Origin of the sequence: Roseixanthobacter psychrophilus (assembly GCF_043195195.1) — a bacterium.
Lineage (GTDB): Bacteria > Pseudomonadota > Alphaproteobacteria > Rhizobiales > Xanthobacteraceae > NCEH01.
Genome location: NZ_JBAFWT010000167.1, coordinates 1 through 609, shown reverse-complemented (window position 1 = coordinate 609; position 609 = coordinate 1). Strand labels below are relative to the sequence as shown.

Genomic DNA, 609 nt, shown 5'->3' with positions numbered 1-609 from the left:
GCAGGAGGAACACATCTTCTCCCGTGTCACCGAGGCGATCGCACAGGGACGGCGCCTGCGGGACGCGGTGTGGGAGCGCGCCTTCGACGAGCTCTACAGCGGCGCGGGCAGTACCCGCCCGGTCGATATGGAACCACAGGACAGGAGCGAGAACACAAGGCCGCAAGACACACGGAGCGGTTTGGATTTCCAGGCGGCGGGCATCAGCCGCGCCGCAGCAACAAGAGGGAACTGACCATGACGACGTTTCACAATCTGATGCTCGCCAGCGCGCTGCTGCTTGCTACGCCGGGCTTCGCCGAGGACGCGCACCATCCGCCGGAGGCCCAGCCTGCTGCGCCCCAACCCACGGCGCCCTTGGCGGTCACGCCCACGCCGCAGCCGCCTCAAGCCGCCCCGGCGCCCGGTGGTCCTCAAGGCATGATGGGGATGATGGGTCAGGGCGGCATGGGCATGATGGGAGGCGGAAACACAGGGGCCGGCATGGGGATGATGGGCGGAGCCGCCGCCGGCGCCATGGGGATGGGCCAGATGATGGATCCCGGCCGGATCACAGGGCGCATCGCCTTCCTGAAGGCCGAACTGAAGATCACCGACGCCCAGCAGCCC

2 pseudogenes are annotated in these 609 nt (G+C 68.5%); both read left to right on the top strand.

From position 1 onward, the window contains the following. Nucleotides 1–235: pseudogene (locus V5F77_RS29035) on the top strand (DUF3141 domain-containing protein); the annotation flags it as partial. A gap of 2 nt (nt 236–237) precedes the next feature. Next, nucleotides 238–609 (top strand): annotated as a pseudogene (locus V5F77_RS29030) (Spy/CpxP family protein refolding chaperone); the annotation flags it as partial.